The sequence below is a fragment of the Thioclava kandeliae genome, from assembly GCF_040297545.1.
GTDB classification, from domain to species: Bacteria; Pseudomonadota; Alphaproteobacteria; order Rhodobacterales; family Rhodobacteraceae; genus Thioclava; species Thioclava kandeliae.
The window spans coordinates 1-956 of sequence record NZ_JAYWLC010000080.1 but is presented as its reverse complement, the minus strand read 5'-3'; the positions used below and the strand labels follow the sequence as shown (position 1 = coordinate 956).

At 62.4% G+C, this 956-nt stretch carries 2 protein-coding genes; both read right to left on the bottom strand.

Features of this window, described 5'->3' with window-relative positions; genetic code table 11:
- Positions 1-526, bottom strand: a 526-nt coding sequence (locus VSX56_RS20675) for a DDE-type integrase/transposase/recombinase (RefSeq protein ID WP_350939383.1), incomplete at its 3' end; no start/stop codon positions are given.
- Positions 527-630: 104 nt separating this feature from the next.
- Positions 631-956, bottom strand: a 326-nt coding sequence (locus tag VSX56_RS20670; protein WP_350939382.1) for a DUF1153 domain-containing protein, incomplete at its 5' end; no start/stop codon positions are given.

Here is a 956-nt window from a genome sequence, read left to right as displayed (position 1 = left end):
GCGGGCAGTGCGGGGTGATGAACTCCTGCTTCAAGCCGTAGCTTCGAACGATCTTCGTGAAGTGCAGGCTGGTGAAGACCAAACCATTGTCCGAGCGTAGAAGGAACTCCTCATCGACCTTGCCCAGGGTGCCGAACCGGGCGATCAGGGCATGCTCGAGGGCGGCACTGGCGGTCGTCGCCTTGCCGGATTTCGACAGGTGCCAGCCCAACAGCTCGCGGGTGTGGCAATCGATCACCAAGGCTAAGGAGGCCCAGCCGTCCTTGCCCGTCCAGATGCGCGCGAGATCGGTGGACCAACGCTCGTTCGACGCAGCAGCGACTGACGGCACGGCCTGGATGCGGGGCCGCATGCCCACGGCGCGCTTGCGAACCTGCCAGCCCTTGATCTGGAAGATCCGCTGCACCGTGTTCTTGTTGAACCCCAGGAGCCAGGCGACCGTGCGATAGCCGAAGGACGGTTCCTCCTCGATCATCTTCTTGATCGGCTCGGCGAAGCGGGGATCGACCTTCGGCGCGGCTTTCACCGGCTTCTAGTAAACCGTCCGCCTCGGGATGCAGAACCAGGCGCAGAGCCTGGCGATCGACACCACGACGCCCTCGGCCAGGAGGCCCTGCTGAATGCGACGGATCAATTCCCGTCCTGCGCGTCCAACAGGGCCTGGAGCTTTTTTCGCGCACGCAGCTCCAGCATCGCCTCGCCGTAGGCCTCCTGAAGCTCTCGCAGCTGCTTTTCGTATTGCTCGCGGATATCGAGGGGGTTGGCCCGCAGCGAGTTCTCCATGCCTTGCTTGGCGTCATCGACCCAGCCCTCGATCTCGGAGGGTGTGAGGTCGAACGACCGGCTCGCTTCCGACACGGTGGTCTTGCCTTGAATGATCTCGATAACGAGCGCTGTCTTACGCTTCGCCGTCCAACGTTTGATGCTGTCTTCCATCGTCTTACTCATGGCTACGT